At 71.9% G+C, this 13,927-nt stretch carries 14 protein-coding genes; 9 read left to right on the top strand and 5 right to left on the bottom strand.

The genetic code is table 11. The annotated features are described in order from the left end of the window. Positions 1–69: 69 nt before the first annotated feature. Both ACWEGE_RS21650 and ACWEGE_RS21645 read left to right on the top strand, forming a co-directional pair. Entirely contained in the window at positions 70–2,556 is a 2,487-nt protein-coding gene (locus ACWEGE_RS21650; protein WP_449662235.1) for a DNA translocase FtsK, read from the top strand. 39 nt (positions 2,557–2,595) lie between these two features. Beyond that, a complete protein-coding gene (locus ACWEGE_RS21645) occupies positions 2,596–3,033 on the top strand; it encodes a hypothetical protein (RefSeq protein ID WP_449662234.1) in 438 nt (145 codons plus the stop codon). Here ACWEGE_RS21645 and ACWEGE_RS21640 read toward each other — a convergent pair. The 3 genes from ACWEGE_RS21640 to ACWEGE_RS21630 all read right to left on the bottom strand — a co-directional run bounded on the left by ACWEGE_RS21640 (position 3,026) and on the right by ACWEGE_RS21630 (position 4,687). Beyond that, positions 3,026–3,637: a nitroreductase family protein gene (locus tag ACWEGE_RS21640; RefSeq protein ID WP_449662233.1), complete on the bottom strand. Its 612-nt coding sequence runs from the start codon at positions 3,635–3,637 to the stop codon at positions 3,026–3,028. The two genes, ACWEGE_RS21645 and ACWEGE_RS21640, sit on opposite strands and share 8 nt — an antisense overlap. Positions 3,638–3,652: 15 nt before the next feature. Continuing rightward, positions 3,653–4,087, bottom strand: a complete 435-nt coding sequence (locus tag ACWEGE_RS21635; RefSeq protein WP_449662232.1) for a phospholipase — start codon at positions 4,085–4,087, stop codon at positions 3,653–3,655. A gap of 90 nt (positions 4,088–4,177) precedes the next feature. Next, positions 4,178–4,687 carry an amino-acid N-acetyltransferase gene (locus tag ACWEGE_RS21630; RefSeq protein ID WP_449662288.1) on the bottom strand — a complete coding sequence of 170 codons (510 nt, stop codon included), beginning with the start codon at positions 4,685–4,687 and terminating at the stop codon, positions 4,178–4,180. A gap of 96 nt (positions 4,688–4,783) precedes the next feature. Here ACWEGE_RS21630 and rimO point away from each other — a divergent pair, with 96 nt between their 5' ends. The 7 genes from rimO to ACWEGE_RS21595 all read left to right on the top strand — a co-directional run bounded on the left by rimO (position 4,784) and on the right by ACWEGE_RS21595 (position 12,092). Then, positions 4,784–6,220 carry a 30S ribosomal protein S12 methylthiotransferase RimO gene (rimO, locus tag ACWEGE_RS21625; RefSeq protein ID WP_449662231.1) on the top strand — a complete coding sequence of 479 codons (1,437 nt, stop codon included), beginning with the start codon at positions 4,784–4,786 and terminating at the stop codon, positions 6,218–6,220. Further along, positions 6,217–6,858 (top strand): CDP-diacylglycerol--glycerol-3-phosphate 3-phosphatidyltransferase, encoded by a 642-nt coding sequence (gene pgsA / locus ACWEGE_RS21620; RefSeq protein ID WP_449662230.1) that lies wholly within the window; start codon positions 6,217–6,219, stop codon positions 6,856–6,858. Before rimO ends, pgsA begins: the two co-directional genes overlap by 4 nt. A gap of 25 nt (positions 6,859–6,883) precedes the next feature. Then, a complete protein-coding gene (locus ACWEGE_RS21615; protein WP_449662287.1) occupies positions 6,884–7,366 on the top strand; it encodes a CinA family protein in 483 nt (160 codons plus the stop codon). Positions 7,367–7,465: 99 nt separating this feature from the next. Further along, complete coding sequence (locus tag ACWEGE_RS21610; protein WP_167454979.1) at positions 7,466–7,924, top strand: helix-turn-helix domain-containing protein; 459 nt, start codon at positions 7,466–7,468, stop codon at positions 7,922–7,924. 436 nt (positions 7,925–8,360) lie between these two features. Next, on the top strand, positions 8,361–9,200 hold the full coding sequence (locus ACWEGE_RS21605; RefSeq protein ID WP_449662229.1) for a PspA/IM30 family protein: 840 nt from the start codon (positions 8,361–8,363) through the stop codon (positions 9,198–9,200). 22 nt (positions 9,201–9,222) lie between these two features. Then, positions 9,223–10,209 (top strand): phage shock envelope stress response protein PspM, encoded by a 987-nt coding sequence (gene pspM / locus ACWEGE_RS21600; protein ID WP_449662228.1) that lies wholly within the window; start codon positions 9,223–9,225, stop codon positions 10,207–10,209. 476 nt (positions 10,210–10,685) lie between these two features. Beyond that, a complete protein-coding gene (locus ACWEGE_RS21595) occupies positions 10,686–12,092 on the top strand; it encodes an allophanate hydrolase-related protein (RefSeq protein ID WP_449662227.1) in 1,407 nt (468 codons plus the stop codon). Here ACWEGE_RS21595 and ACWEGE_RS21590 read toward each other — a convergent pair. Together ACWEGE_RS21590 and ACWEGE_RS21585 are read right to left on the bottom strand one after the other, a co-directional pair. Then, positions 12,064–13,095, bottom strand: coding sequence for a quinone-dependent dihydroorotate dehydrogenase (locus tag ACWEGE_RS21590; protein ID WP_449662226.1), 1,032 nt, complete (start codon positions 13,093–13,095; stop codon positions 12,064–12,066). The genes ACWEGE_RS21595 and ACWEGE_RS21590 overlap by 29 nt on opposite strands. A gap of 65 nt (positions 13,096–13,160) precedes the next feature. Further along, positions 13,161–13,721 (bottom strand): GNAT family N-acetyltransferase, encoded by a 561-nt coding sequence (locus ACWEGE_RS21585; protein WP_449662225.1) that lies wholly within the window; start codon positions 13,719–13,721, stop codon positions 13,161–13,163. Between the last annotated feature and the right edge of the window lie 206 nt (positions 13,722–13,927).

Genomic DNA, 13,927 nt, shown 5'->3' with positions numbered 1-13,927 from the left:
GGCAGAAGTTCACCGAGGGCCGAGAGTGGCGCGTGGGACGAACCGCCACGGCCGGTTACCGTAAACGGCATGGCTGGGTCGGCGACGAGGAAGAGAAGCACAGGAAGCGGCGCGAAGGGGGCGGCGGCGCGCAAGCCGCGCACACCCGCGAAGCCACGCCCGGCCGCTCGCAAACCCGCGCCGCGGGCCCGCCGCAAGACGCCCGGGATCTTCGGCAAGGGCGTCCGCGGGACCTGGAACCTGCTGGCCAAGGGCCTCGGGACGCTGGCACGCACGGTCGGCCGCACCCGCGAGCTCGAGCCGGAACACCGCCGCGACGGCCTCGCGCTGGGCCTGATCGGCCTGGGCATCATCGCGGCCGTCGGCGTCTGGTGGCGGGCGGCCGGGCCGATCGGCACCGGGGTGGAGATCGCCACCCGGACCGTCCTCGGCGCCGGGGCCGTCACCCTGCCGCTGGTGCTGGTCGTCGTCGCCGTCGCGCTGATGCGGTCCGAGCCGCACCCGGAGACCCGGCCGCGGATGGTGGTCGGCACGATCATGGTCGTCCTGTCCGTGCTCGGGATGCTGCACATCTTCACCGCGCTGCCGGAGACCAACGACGGCCGGATGTACGCCGGCGGCATCGTCGGCGCCTTCTCCGGCGGCCTGCTCACCATGGGCGTCACCACCTGGGTCGCGGTGCCGCTGCTGATCCTCGCGCTGTTCTTCGGCGTGCTCGTGTTCACCGGCACGCCGGTCCGCGAGATCCCGCACCGGCTGCGCAACTGGGGCCTCGACGAGGAGGAGCTCGCCGAGGCCGAGGCGCAGCGCTCGGGCTTCGCCACCGACGAAGAGAAGGTCACCGACGCCGACCCGAAGGCCGCGCGGCTGCGCAAGCCGTCCCGGCGCCGCCAGTCCAGCGACGCCGAGCCCGAGCAGCTGGACATCGACGCGATGCTGGCCGAGGCGCCGACGCCGATCAAGCCGCCCAAGCCCAAGCCCGCGCCGGAGGTCCCCGAAAAGAAGGCGAAGAAGGCTCCGGAACCGCCGCTCGCGGTCACCCGCACGGTCGAAGGCGACTACCAGCTCCCGCCGCCCGACCTGCTGAAGCTCGGCGACGCGCCGAAGTCCCGCAGCAAGGCCAACGACGCCATGATCGAGGCGATCACCGGCGTGCTGGAGCAGTTCAACGTCGACGCGCAGGTCACCGGCTTCACCCGGGGCCCGACGGTCACCCGCTACGAGGTCGAGCTCGGCCCGGGCGTCAAGGTCGAGAAGATCACCGCGCTGACCAAGAACATCGCCTACGCGGTGGCCACCGACAACGTCCGCCTGCTGGCGCCGATCCCCGGCAAGTCCGCGGTCGGCATCGAGGTGCCGAACTCCGACCGCGAGATGGTCCGCCTCGGCGACGTCCTGCGCGCGCCGACCACGGTCAAGGACAACCACCCGATGGTGATCGGCCTCGGCAAGGACATCGAGGGCCACTTCGTCACCGCGAACCTGACGAAGATGCCGCACCTGCTGGTCGCGGGTTCCACCGGTTCCGGTAAGTCGAGCTTCGTCAACTCGATGCTGGTGTCGCTGCTCGCGCGCTCGACGCCGGACGAGTGCCGGATGATCCTGATCGACCCGAAGATGGTCGAGCTGACGCCGTACGAGGGCATCCCGCACCTGATCACGCCCATCATCACCCAGCCGAAGAAGGCGGCCGCCGCGCTGGCCTGGCTGGTGGAGGAGATGGAGCAGCGCTACCAGGACATGCAGGTCAACAAGGTCCGGCACATCGACGACTACAACAAGAAGGTGCGCTCGGGCGAGATCACCGCGCCGCCGGGCTCGGAGCGCGAGTACCGGCCGTACCCGTACATCATGGCGATCGTCGACGAGCTCGCCGACCTGATGATGACCGCCCCGCGCGACGTCGAGGACGCGATCGTCCGGATCACCCAGAAGGCCCGCGCGGCCGGCATCCACCTGGTCCTGGCCACGCAGCGGCCGTCGGTCGACGTGGTGACCGGCCTGATCAAGACCAACGTGCCCTCGCGGCTGGCGTTCGCGACGTCGTCGCTGACGGACTCCCGGGTCATCCTGGACCAGCCGGGCGCGGAGAAGCTGATCGGCATGGGCGACGCGCTGTACCTGCCGATGGGGGCGGGCAAGCCGGTCCGCATCCAGGGTGCGTTCGTCGGCGACGAAGAGATCGCGGCGGTCGTCAACTACGCGAAGGAGCAGGCGCAGCCGGAGTACCAGGACGGCGTCACGGCGGCCAAGGCGGGCGAGAAGAAGGAGATCGACCCGGACATCGGCGACGACCTCGACGTCCTCCTGCAGGCGGCCGAGCTGATCGTGACGTCCCAGTTCGGTTCGACGTCGATGCTGCAGCGCAAGCTGCGGGTCGGTTTCGCCAAGGCGGGCCGGCTGATGGACCTGCTGGAGAGCCGCGGCGTGGTGGGCCCGTCGGAGGGCTCGAAGGCCCGGGACGTGCTGATCAAGCCGGAGGAACTGGAGAGCGTCCTGTTCATGATCCGCGGCGGCGGCCCGGTGGACGCCGACGCCGCGGACGACGACGAGTAGCGCGTGCAACCCCGGCCCGGTTCGTTCCGTCCACTGCACGTGGACCTACCGCGATTCGTAGCCGGACTGTTCGCCTTCGCCGTCGTCACGGTGGGCGCCGGGAGCTCGGTCGCCGCCGGGCGGCCTGCCGTCGGTGGGCCCGCCTCGCCGCCGTCCCCGAGCACCGTCAGTGCCCCCGCCGGGCAGGACGTCACCCTGCGGCTCGGGCAGGAGGCCGCCGTGCAGGGGAAGGACCTCACCGTGCGGTTCACCCGGGTCGTCGCCGACTCGCGGTGCCGGCCCGGGATGCAGTGCTTCTGGCAGGGGGAGGCGACCCTGGCGTTCCTGCTGAAGGAGCCCGGCCGCGGCGAGAGCACCACGGCCGAGCTCCACAGCGGCCCGCGGACCGGCCCGCAGGCGACGTCGTTCGCCGCCAGCCGGATCGAGCTGGTCTCGGTGAGCGAAGACGGCGGGGAAGCCACGGTCCGGATCAGCTGAGCGGCGTGCCCCAGTGGTCGAGGTAGGCCACTTCCGACAGCGGGGTGCGCGGCGCGGGCTTGAAGTCCGGCACCGTCGTGTACGCCACCGGCAGCAGCCCGGCCTGCGTGTGGCCCTCCGGGATGCCGAGGATCTCCGCCGCCTCCGCCTCACGGGCCAGGTGGTAGGTCGTCAGCGTCGACCCCAGCCCGCGCGAGCGCAGCGCCAGCTGGAAGTTCCACACCGCAGGGAAGATGCCGCCGTAGAACGCCGCGTCGGTGGCGTTGTCGCAGGCCGGGCGGCCGGCCAGGACCGGGATCACGAACACCGGGACGCGCTCGATCACGTCGATCAGGTGCCGCCCGGACGCCAGCGCCCGCGGCTCGGCGTGCTGCGCCCGCTCGGCGAGGTAGGCCTCGCCGACCTCGCGGAACAGCACGCCGAGCCGGTCCTTCACGCCCTGGTCCCGCACGACCAGCCAGCGCCACGCCTGGACGTTGCCCGGAGTCGGCGCCTGCAGCGCCAGGTTCAGGCACTCCTCGAGGACTTCCGGCTCCACCGGTCGCTCGAGGTCGAGCTTCCGCCGGACCGCGCGGGTGGTGCTGAGCAGGTGATCGATCTCCATGATCACCATCCTGGCTCAGCCGCCGAACTTGCGCACCGCCTGGTAGTACGTCCAGGCCGCGCCCTTGCAGGCGATGTTCGACCCGCACACGCTCTTCAGGTCCGCGTACAGGTTGTCGTCGATCCGCAGCCGGTTCGCCTCGGTGAACCGGCCCTGCTTCTTGTAGTTGCGGTAGCCGAAGTCGTGCCGGTGGCAGCCGGGCAGGAACTTCCAGCCGAACGGGTTGTCCGGCGCCCACGAGCAGCCGTCGGAGGACCAGTCGAGCTGGCCGTTGTAGGGCGCCGAGTTCCGGATCGTCTCGAAGTTCGAGAGCGAGGTGCTGAAGAGGTACTGGTCGGTGACCGCCGGGATGTCGACGGCGGCCGCGGTGCCGGTGCCCAGCAGGGCTCCCGCGCCGACGGAAACGGCCACCGTCACGGTGGCCCCCAGGTTCCGCAATGTCGTGCGCATCGGTGCTTCCCTTGCCGATCGGTGGACAAGTGCCCGATCAGCTTCCGGCAGCGCGGTGGCGCACGTCACCGCCCGAAAGGAGGTTTTCACTCAGAGTTCGAGCAGCATCCGGGAATTGCCCAGGGTGTTCGGCTTGACGTAAGGGAGGTCGAGGAACTCCGCGACGCCGGTGTCGTGCGACCGCCGCATCTCCTCGTACACCTCGTGCGACACCGGGGTGCCGTTGATCTCCACGAACCCGTGCCCGGCGAAGAAGCTGGTCTCGAAGGTCAGCACGAACAGCCGTTTGAGACCCAGCTCACGCGCTTCGTCGACCAGCCGGGCGACGAGCACCCGCCCGACCCCCTGGCCGCGGACGGCCTTGTCGACCACGACGGTGCGCAGCTCGGCGATGTCCTCCCAGAGCACGTGCAGCGCGGCCGCGCCGACCACCTCGTCACCCACCTCGGCGACCCAGAACTCCTGGACGTCCTCGTACAGCGTGACCAGGTCCTTTTCCAGCAGGACGCGGCCGGCGTCCGAGTCGACCAGTGCCTTGATCTTGCGGACGTCGGCGATCCGGGCGCGGCGGACGGACGGGGATGGCGAGTCGGACAGCACGATCGTCAAGCCTGCCACACCGCCCGGCGCGCGCGGTGACACCACCGGGCTACGCCGTCGTCGGGCCGCGCGGGACCGGCGGCTACCCTGAGCGTTGTGCCTTCCCCTGCCGCGGACCCAGCTGCCACCCGACGCGTCTCCCTGCTGACCCTGGGCTGCGCCCGCAACGAGGTCGACTCGGAGGAGCTGGCGGGCAGGCTCGCGGCCGGCGGCTGGGAGCTGGCGGCCGACCCCGAAGAGTCCGACGTCGTCGTGGTCAACACCTGCGGCTTCGTCGAATCGGCCAAAAAGGACTCGGTCGACACGCTGCTCGCCGCCTCCGACACCGGCAAGAAGGTCGTCGCCGTCGGCTGCATGGCCGAGCGCTACGGGCACGAGCTCGCCGACAGCCTCCCCGAGGCCGACGCCGTGCTCGGCTTCGACCACTACGCCGACCTCTCGGCCCGGCTCGACGACGTCGTCGCCGGCCGCAAGATCGCCTCGCACACCCCGGGCGACCGCCGCAAGCTGCTGCCGATCAGCCCGGTCGAGCGGCCCGCCGTCGCGGAGACGGTGGAGGTACCCGGGCACGCGCAGCACGGCTGGGGCCCGCGGGTGCTGCGCACGCGCCTCGACGACTCGCCGGTGGCCGCGCTGAAGATCGCCTCCGGCTGCGACCGGCGCTGCTCGTTCTGCGCGATCCCGTCGTTCCGCGGTTCCTTCGTCTCGCGGCAGCCCGACGAGATCGTCGCCGAGGCGATGTGGCTGGCCGAAAACGGCGTCAAGGAGCTGTTCCTGGTCAGCGAGAACTCGACGTCCTACGGCAAGGACTTCGGCCGCGACGGCGCCACCGCGCTGGAGCGGCTGCTGCCGCGGCTGGCGGAGATCGAGGGCATCGAGCGCGTCCGCGTCTCCTACCTGCAGCCGGCCGAGACGCGCCCGCAGCTGGTCAAGGCCATCGCGACCACGCCGGGTGTCGCCGAGTACTTCGACCTGTCCTTCCAGCACTCCAGCGAGCAGGTGCTGCGCCGGATGCGCCGGTTCGGCTCGACCGACTCGTTCCTGGCGCTGTGCGAGCAGATCCGCGAGTACGCGCCCGAGGCGGGTATCCGGACCAACGTGATCGTCGGCTTCCCCGGCGAGACCGAGCACGACCTGAGCGAGCTGGAACGGTTCCTGACCGGCGCGCGCCTGGACGCCGTCGGCGTCTTCGGCTACTCGGACGAGGACGGCACCGAAGCCGAGACCTTCGACGGCAAGCTGGACCCCGAGGTGGTCGCCGAGCGCGTCACCCGGATCTCCGCGCTGGTCGAGGAGCTGACCGCGCAGCGCGCCGAGGACCGGATCGGCACCTTCGTCGACGTCCTGGTGGAGCTGGACGACGACGGCGAGCTCACCGGCCGCGCCGCGCACCAGGCGCCGGAGGTCGACGGCGAGTGCGTCATCCTCGACGCGCCGGAGAAGACCCAGGTGGGTGACTTCCTCCGCTGCGAGGTCGTCGACTCCGCGGGCGTGGACCTGATCGTCCGCGCGGTACCGGACGCCGACCGGTGAGTGCGCTCCCCAGCGACGCCGCCGACGAGGGCCTGACCCACGAGGTCCCCGCCCAGGTCCCGGAGCCGACCCCGGTCCCGACCCTGAACGTCGCGAACCTCCTGACGCTGTCGCGCCTGGTGCTGGTGCCGCTGTTCGTGGTCGCGCTGTTCGTCGGCGACGGCCACGACACGACCTGGCGCGCGATCGCGACCGGGCTGTTCGCGATCGCGTCGGCCACCGACCAGCTGGACGGCTGGGTGGCCCGCAAGTACGGCCTGATCACCGACTTCGGCAAGATCGCCGACCCGATCGCGGACAAGGCGCTGACCGGCGCGGCGCTGGTCGGGCTGAGCGTCCTCGGCGAGCTCGGCTGGTGGGTCACGATCGTCATCGCGGTCCGCGAGATCGGCGTCACGCTGCTGCGGTTCTGGGTGATCCGGCACGGGGTGATCCCGGCCAGCCGCGGCGGAAAGGCCAAGACGATGGCCCAGATCGCCGCCATCGTGGCGTACCTGCTGCCGCTTCCGGCAGGCGCGGACCCGGTCCGGTGGGCGTTGATGGGGCTGGCGCTGGTGCTGACCGTCGTGACCGGCGTGGACTACCTGGTGCGGGCGGTGCGGCTGCGGGCGGCCGGGCGCCGGGTCACCGGGAGCTGAAGTGGCCGACGGGGGAGCCGGGCGCGTGACCGCCGCCGCGGGTGACGAGCGGGCCGCCGCCCTCATCGGCGCACTGACCGCGCGGGGCGAGACGGTCGCCGCGGCCGAGTCCCTCACCGCGGGCCTGGTCTGCGCCACCCTCGCCCGCGTCCCCGGCGCGAGCGCGGCCCTCCGCGGCGGCCTGGTCGTCTACGCGACCGAGCTGAAGACCGCGCTGGCCGGCGTCGACCCCGGCCTGCTGGCCGCCCACGGGGCGGTCCACCCCGAGGTCGCCGCGCAGCTGGCCGAGGGCGCCCGTGACCGCTGCGGGGCCACTTGGGGTCTCGGGCTGACCGGCGTGGCCGGGCCGTCGGCGCAGGACGGCGTCGACCCTGGCACGGTGCACGTCGGGCTCGCCGGGCCGGGAACACGTACAGTCCGTACGCTGGGCTTGACCGGCGATCGCGACTTGATCAGGACCGAGTCGGTCTTGGCCGCGTTTGCCCTGCTCGGGGAACATCTGAGGTGAAACGCGCGTTCGCCCTTGGCGTACGTGCACACCAACTCCTGCGCCCGGGGCGCCGCTCTGGGTAACGTAGGGGGTACTTGTTCGGAAGGGAGGCGCGTGATGACCGTGCTGTTGCGTGAGGCGATCGGTGATCGGCTCCGTCATGCCCGCACCAACCAGCGTCGTACGCTGCGCGACATCTCCCGCGCCGCCAGGGTCAGCCTCGGCTACCTCTCGGAGGTGGAGCGGGGCCAGAAGGAGGCGTCGAGCGAGCTGCTCGCGTCCATCTGCCAGGCCCTGGACCTTCCGCTCGGCGAGCTGCTGCACAACGTGGCGGCGGACGTATCGGCCCTCGACAACGTCGAGGTCCCACCGGTCGACGAGCGGATCGTGGAGGGCGCACCCCGGGAGAAGCGGGGCGCCGAGGCCTCGGCGGCCGGCATCGAGGGCGGTCGCCTGATGTCCGAGCTGATCGGGAACGACCTCGCCGACCTGCGGGTTTCCCCGGCACCGCGGATGAACACGACGTTGCGGACGACGATCGGCCAGCCCAAGCTGGCCTCGACCATCGCCGCGTAAGGGCGGGCTCGGAGGTCGGGTGAGGTGTGCTCGCGGAGAGCGCTCGGAGGTCAGGTGAGGTGCGCTCGCGGAGAGCGCTCGCCGTAACCTCCTCGCCGTGTCCTCTGGGGGCCGAGCCCCCAGACCCCCGCCGGGGGCAAGCCCCCGGACCCCCCGGCCGGCGCAAGTTCGCCGGTTGGCTCCGGCGCGAGTCGGCGGGGCGGCTTCACCACTGATTTCGGCCGACGGCCCCGGGCAACCCGCCCGGGGCCGTCCGCGTTGTCTACGGGTAGTGATCGGGGGGATCCCTGAATTCGGCCGGGTCGCCTGGAACGGACGTGGCCGACCTGACACGATGGAACCCGACGCCGGGGTCGGAGCGTTGCACATGCAGGGGAGCGACGCCCCACACCCCGAGTACCTAGGCCCGTGGGACGCAAGAAGGCAGGCGGAGGAGATGGCCAACCCGTTCGTGAAGTTCTGGAAGTACATGATGGCGGCGTTCTCGTCGAAGATCGACGAGCACGCCGACCCGAAGGTACAGATCCAGCAGGCCATCGAGGAGGCGCAGCGCAACCACCAGGCGCTGACGCAGCAGGCCGCCTCCGTGATCGGCAACCAGCGTCAGCTGGAGATGAAGCTCAACCGGCAGCTCGGCGAGGTCGAAAAGCTCCAGGCCTCCACCCGGCAGGCGCTGGTCCTCGCCGACGAGGCCCGCGCCAAGGGTGACGAGCAGAAGGCCACCGAGTTCGAGAACGCCGCGGAGAGCTTCGCGACGCAGCTCGTCACGGCCGAGCAGAGCATCGAGGACCTGAAGACGCTGCACGACCAGTCGCTGCAGGCCGCGGCCCAGGCCAAGAAGGCCGTGGAGCGCAACTCGCAGATGCTGCAGCAGAAGCTGGCCGAGCGCACCAAGCTGCTCTCGCAGCTGGAGCAGGCGAAGATGCAGGAGCAGGTCTCCGCTTCGCTCAACCAGATGAGCCAGCTGGCCGCGCCGGGCAACACGCCGTCGCTGGAAGAGGTCCGCGACAAGATCGAGAAGCGCTACACCACCGCGCTGGGCTCGGCGGAGCTCGCCCAGAACTCGGTCCAGGGGCGCATGATGGAGGTCCAGGCCTCCACCACGCAGCTGGCCGGCCAGTCGCGGCTGCAGCAGATCCGCGCGTCGATGCACGGTGACTCGGTCGCGCAGGTGACCGACGGTGGCAAGACGGCTCCGGCGTCGACCAGCCAGGCCGACATCCAGCGCGAGATCCAGGCACGGGTGCAGGCCGAGCAGGGCAAGAACCCGGCCTGACGAGACGGAGGGGGCGAGCACCATGGGGCAGCAGGGCAGACGCCGTGACTTCAGCGAACTGAGCGCCAAGCTGGAGAAGCACATCGAGAAGCTGCCCGACTACGCGGTGCGCGCCCAGGAAAAGCTCCAAAAGGTGCAGAGGTACTTCCCGCCGGCCGACCAGGCCGGCGGGAGGCCCGCACCGCCGCGGCCGAACCCGCTGCTCCGGCCGCCGGTCCGGCGGCCGGACATGACGGCCTCGCTGTCGTCCATGGCGAACCAGGTCCCGGCGTTCGCCGAGGCCCGCGCCAAGTGGGACCGGTGGAACCACCCGGCTGCCAAGCTCGAACGCCGCAAGCGGCGGACGTCCCGCGCGCTGACGCTGTGGATCATCCTGACGATCCTGTGCGCGGTCGTGACGGTGGCCGCCGCGGTCGGCTGGCTCAGCCCGGCCGGCGCCGCGATGATGCCGCAGGCGATCACGGCGTTCGCGGGAGCGGTCATCTTCGGCACGTTCAGCGTCCGGTCCGGCATGAAGCTGCGTGACCTCAAGCGCACCCCGATCCCCGCGGCACCGGCCGGCCCGCCGCCGCTGCCGCCCGCCCGTTCGGCGGCCCGCGAGCCGATGGAACGCCTTGCCGAGTGCGAAGCCTCGCTGACGGAGCTGCTGCGCCAGCTCTCGGTGCCGTCCTCGCTGGGGACACCTCCGGTCTCGGAAGTGTCCGTCGCGGACGCCCGCCAGACGGCGGCCGAGGCGGCCGCCGCGTTGCGCGGCCTGGCGAGCCGCATCCAGGCGATCGAGCGCGGCCGCGACTCGGCGCCCGTCCGCGAGAAGGCGGCCCTGGACGCGGCGGTGGCCAAGCTCGGCGAGCAGCTCGAAGACGGCCTCGAGGGCTACCGCGGCCTGGTCGCCGCGGCCGGCCACACGGTCGCCGCGGCCGACGACGGCCTGGTGACCTCCAAGCAGGCCCTCACCGACGCCACTGACCGCCTCGCCGGCCTCGCCATGGCCCTCCGCGAACTCTCCTGACCCACCCTCCGGTGATCCACGCCGGATCTCGCGTGATCAGACCCGTAACTCGGGTGACTGGCGGCGGAACCCACGTGATCGGACCCGGTACGGCCCGGATCACGCGAGTTACGGCTCCAATCACGCCGGATCCGGCTCCGATCACGCGAAATCCGGGTCTGATCACGCGGATTCGGGGTCTGCTGGGCCATTGGGATCTCAAACTCGGCCGTTCGGGTGCCGCCAACCGGGGGAGGCGGGTGTTGGTCACCCGGCGTGCGTGATCGTGCGTTTCACCCCGGCGTCGCCCCCTGTTCACCTTCCGGTGCCGAAACCCGCGCGTAATCGGAAACTGATGGCTACGGAAACGTCCGCGCCCTAACGTTTCTGTCATGCATGCAGAGGTGTCACTCGCCGGGAGGCCCGCCGTGCACTGAGGATCGCCGGCGCCGACCGTACACAGTGGACTTTCTCGACCGCCGAGGAAAGGACGCCCCGTGAACACGCTCCCGCCGGACCCGGACCCCGTGCCGATCACCCCGCCCACCGCCTCCCAGCGCGTCATCGCGGCCTTCGAACGCCTCACCGAGGCCGGCCGCCCCGAACTCTGGACCACCCTCCGCGCCGTCGAAGACGTCCTCGTCGACGCCAAGGCCGTCGACGAACGCGTCAAGGCAGGCGAAGGGCTGCCGCTGGCCGGCACGGTGATCGCCGTCCAGGACCTGATCGACGTCGCCGGCCAGCCGTCCGGCCACGGCGTCCCGGAAACCAGCGCCGCGGTCGTCACCCGCCTCACCGCCGCCGGCGCCGTCGTGCTCGGCAAGACCGGCGCCGCCATGCTCTCCGGCGCCTGGGACCGCACCAAGGCCGGCGGCAACGGCGCCGCGGTCGCCGTCGCGCTCGGGGTCGTCGACCTCGCCCTCAGCACCGGCGGCGCGGTCCCGGCGGCACTGAACGCCGTCGCCGCGGTGAAGCCGACGCGCGGTCTGCTGCCCGCCGCCGACAACGTCTCCGTGTACACGAACGGCCTGGTCGCGGCCCACCGCGCGCTCACCCTGATGACCGGCGGCGCCCGGCACTGGCCCGCCGACGTCCGCCTCGGCGCCGGCGAGCACCCGCGGATCGCCTACCCCGCCGACCTCCCCCTCGGCGAAGCGGCGAGCCTGGCGCTCAAGGCCGTCGTCGCGCGGCTGACCGCGGCCGGCGCCGTGCTCACCCCGGTCCCCGGCTCCGAACAGGGTTTCGACGGTTTCGACGCCCTCGTCGTACCGACTGTCCCGGAGCAGCCGGGGATCGCCGAGGCGCTGGCCGACCCGGCCGGCGTGGGCCACCGCCTGGCCTCGTGCACGGCCTTCGCGAACCTCCTCGACGTGGCCGCGGTGACCGTCCCGGTGCTGCCGGGCGACCGCCGCCCGTTCGGCGTCACCTTCCTGACGCGGGCGTTCGAGGACCAGATCGCCCTCGACCTGGCGACCATCTGCACGGACGAGCCGATGACGCCCTACCCGGAGCCGGGGGAGGACGTCGTCGTGTTCGGCGCCCACCTGCGCGGCCAGCCGCTCAACGCCGACCTCGTCGCGCTCGGCGCCCGCTTCACCGGGCCGGTCCGGACCACCGAGGGCTACCGGATGGTGCTCCTGGACACCGAACCGCCGCAGCCGGGGGTCGTCGAGGGCAGCACCACCCTCGACGGCGAGCGCTGGCGCCTGTCCCCGGCCGCGTTCGAACGGTTCGCCGCGACGCTGAAGGAGCCGTTCGTGCTCGACCGCGTCGTGCTGGACGACGGCACCGCGCCACTGGCCGTCCGGTGCCTGGCGGCCGAGGGCCCCGGTCTGGACCGCTACGACTCCTGGCGCGGGTACGTCCGCTTCGCGTCTACCGCCGGGCCGCGAGACCCCGGCTGACGCGGCGCACCAGGCCCGGCCCGTGCAGCGCGAAGCCCGTGTACAGCTGCACGAGCGACGCACCGGCATCGACGAGCCGGACCGCGTCGTCCGGACCCATGATCCCGCCGACGCCGATGATCGGCAGGCGCCCGCCGGTGTGGTCGTGCACGAACCGCACGACCTCGGCCGCGCGGGCGGTCAGCGGCCGGCCGGACAGTCCTCCCGCCTGTCCGGCCAGCCCGCTTTCCGCGGCGGCGATGCCCTCGCGCGCCAACGTCGTGTTCGTGGCGATGATCCCGGCGACGCCGTGCTCGAGCGCGACCTCCAGCAGCTCGGCCAGCGCGTCGTCGGTCAGATCGGGGGCGACCTTCACCAGCACCGGCGTCGGCGGCCCGCCGCCGGCGAGCTCGGACGACGTCGAACGCAGCTCGCCGAGCAGTTCGGCGAGCGCGGTGCGGTCCTGCAGCTGCCGCAGCCCCGGCGTGTTCGGCGAGCTGACGTTGATCGCGAAGTAGTCCGCGTACGGGTACAGCGCCCGCAGCGAGAACCGGTAGTCCTCGACGGCGTCCTCGAGCGGCGTCACCTTCGACTTGCCGATGCTGATCCCCAGCGGGACGCCCGGTTTCCCGTCGCGGGCGAGCTTCGCCGCGAGCGCCGAAGCGCCGTCGTTGTTGAAGCCCATGCGGTTGATCACCGCGTCGCTGGCGGGCAGGGTGAACAGCCGCGGCTTCGGGTTGCCCGGCTGCGCCAGCCGCGTCACCGTGCCGACCTCGACGAACCCGAAGCCGAGCGCGGCCCAGGCCGGCAGCGCGCGGCCGTTCTTGTCCATCCCGGCGGCCAGCCCGACGCGGTTGGGGAACCGCAGGCCCAGCACGTTCACCGGGTCGTCGACGCGCAGAACGCCGCCGGGCGCGAGCTTGCCGAGCCGCGCGAGAACGGCGATCGTGCGCTCGTGCACCAGCTCGGGATCGTGGTAGGACAGCCGGTACAGCGCCGGACGGACGATCTTGTCGAAGAACACGCCCCTATGCTGCCAAATCGCCCGGGCGCCGCGACCCGAGCGTCACTCCCGCGTGAAGGCCGCCACTAATCGCGGTCCTTCCACTCGTCTTCGAGCATCGCGTAGATCAGCTCGTCGGTCCACTCGCCCTTGACGATCTCGTTCTCCTTGAGGTGCGCTTCCCGGCGCATGCCGAGGCGCTCCATCAGCGCGGCGGACGCGGTGTTCCGGCCGTCGCAGCGGCCGATGATGCGGTGCAGCCCCAGGTCTTCGAAACCCAGCCGCAGCAGCTCCGTGGTCGCCTCGGCGGCCAGGCCCTTGCCGTGGTGGTCCGGGTGGAAGACGAACCCGATCTCGCCCTGGCGGTGTTCGCTGCTCAGCCACTCCAGGTTCAGGTCGCCGATCAGCTGCCCGGTCGCGGCCAGCTCGACCGCCACGGCCAGGAACTGCCCTTCCTTGGTCAAGGTCGAGCTGTGCACGCGCTTCGCGAGCGCAGCGGCCGACTCGGCGCGGCTGCGCGGGCCCCAGTACAGGTAGCGGGCGACGTCGGCGCGGGACTGGAAGGAGTTCAGCGCGTCGAGGTCCCCGGTCGTGAACGGGCGCAGGATCAGCCGGGCCGTGGTGATCGGGTAGTCGGGCCGGAGCATGCTTCCAGGCTAGCGAGCTTCAGCCGTCCGGGGGACAGAACACCGAAACGCTGATCGCCGGGCGGTCGTCCCGCCACGCCGGATGGCACGAGCTGCACAGATGAGCGAAATGAAGGGACCCCCGGGGTGGCTCTCAAGCGCCGTCAAACGCCTGAGCCCGAGCCGGACTGGTGCTCGGGAGCCCCGGGGGCACGGTGACTGCCTGG

It is taken from the genome of Amycolatopsis sp. NPDC004747 (assembly GCF_053601335.1).
The sequence above is the reverse complement of the archived record's forward strand: the minus strand, read 5'-3'. Positions and strand labels throughout refer to the sequence as shown.

Excerpts from the sequence above, each read along its gene's own strand:
- ACWEGE_RS21635 (WP_449662232.1), bottom strand. The coding sequence starts at position 4,087 with ATGCGCACGACATTGCGGAACCTGGGGGCCACCGTGACGGTGGCCGTT.
- ACWEGE_RS21640 (WP_449662233.1), bottom strand. The coding sequence starts at position 3,637 with ATGGAGATCGATCACCTGCTCAGCACCACCCGCGCGGTCCGGCGGAAG.
- ACWEGE_RS21605 (WP_449662229.1), top strand. The coding sequence starts at position 8,361 with ATGGCCAACCCGTTCGTGAAGTTCTGGAAGTACATGATGGCGGCGTTC.
- pspM (WP_449662228.1), top strand. The coding sequence starts at position 9,223 with ATGGGGCAGCAGGGCAGACGCCGTGACTTCAGCGAACTGAGCGCCAAG.
- ACWEGE_RS21585 (WP_449662225.1), bottom strand. The coding sequence starts at position 13,721 with ATGCTCCGGCCCGACTACCCGATCACCACGGCCCGGCTGATCCTGCGC.
- ACWEGE_RS21650 (WP_449662235.1), top strand. The coding sequence starts at position 70 with ATGGCTGGGTCGGCGACGAGGAAGAGAAGCACAGGAAGCGGCGCGAAG.
- ACWEGE_RS21610 (WP_167454979.1), top strand. The coding sequence starts at position 7,466 with ATGACCGTGCTGTTGCGTGAGGCGATCGGTGATCGGCTCCGTCATGCC.